The sequence below is a fragment of the Cryobacterium sp. RTC2.1 genome (genome assembly GCF_035018685.1).
GTDB classification, from domain to species: Bacteria; Actinomycetota; Actinomycetes; order Actinomycetales; family Microbacteriaceae; genus Cryobacterium; species Cryobacterium glucosi.
In genome coordinates, this window is record NZ_JASJXJ010000318.1 from 1 (window position 1) to 987 (window position 987).

Annotated in this window: 1 protein-coding gene; it reads left to right on the forward strand. The window is 58.7% G+C overall.

The window, feature by feature from the left end; translation table 11 throughout:
• Positions 1 to 48: 48 nt before the first annotated feature.
• Entirely contained in the window at positions 49 to 204 is a 156-nt protein-coding gene (locus QN357_RS19060; protein WP_416173012.1) for an ATP-binding protein, read from the forward strand.
• Positions 205 to 987 lie beyond the last annotated feature (783 nt).

Below are 987 nucleotides of genomic sequence, written 5' to 3' on the forward strand. Positions count from 1 at the left end.
CGACCTACTCCCCACAGGGGATGCGGCACTCAGAGTCGGAACGAACGTATGGGAACCTCAGTTCGCTGGGGCGACGTGTTCGGCGACCTCACCATCGCCTCCGCGATGATCGACCGCATCGTTCACCACGCCGACGTGATCAGCCTCAAAGGCAACAGCTACCGGCTCAAGCAACACCAACCCACCGCGACTACGGCACACTAGAACCACACGAGAGTGGCCCTGTTTTCAGTTGGCAGAAGTGGCCCTATTTTCGGTTGGCGTTAACAGGACCGGCACATTAGAACCCGGCGATGTCCGCGTGGGTTCGCCGGGGGCTTCATGGAGCGGCCGCGAGGTGAGCTGCGGATCGGTGAGGGGCTTAGCGCCGAGCCGGAGTGCGAAGCGCTGACACAGGCCGTTGGTAGCTATCTCGGCCTTACGATTCCAGTGAGATAGGAATCGTTCGATCATGGCCGAACAGCTTGGGTTCAGGGGCAATTCAGATTTGGTCATCTCACTGAAATCGTAAGGCCGAGCTATCTCCGTAGGTTCGGGTTGCGCGGGCGGGTAGCGACCTCTGTGTGAATGCGAAAGTTCATATTGGTAGTTTCTAACGGGGCACGAGGCCAAGATCGATGCTAGCTAGCTAGCTAGCTAGCTAGCTAGCTAGCTACCTGCCTGCCTGCGTATCTACCTTTTTCGGGAGAGGAGCGGTGTTGCCGAAGATACTCGGCAAGTTCGGTTGGAAGTGGGAGGTGGGAGGACAGGCATTCGCCCGCTACCCTGCTATTGGTGACGACACGAGCGGTGGGCATCTCCGGTTGCAGGGCACCTGAGATCGACTTGATCCATCCCGCAGGAAGGTCGAGCCGTGCGAAGCCTGACTCGACCCTTGCGGTGTAGCCACTTAGAGGGAAGATTCTCCTCGTGAGTATTTGTGGGTTTGGGGGCCAGTGAATATTGCCTTCGGGGGCCACTGATATTGCCGCTGGGTGCCGGGTCATC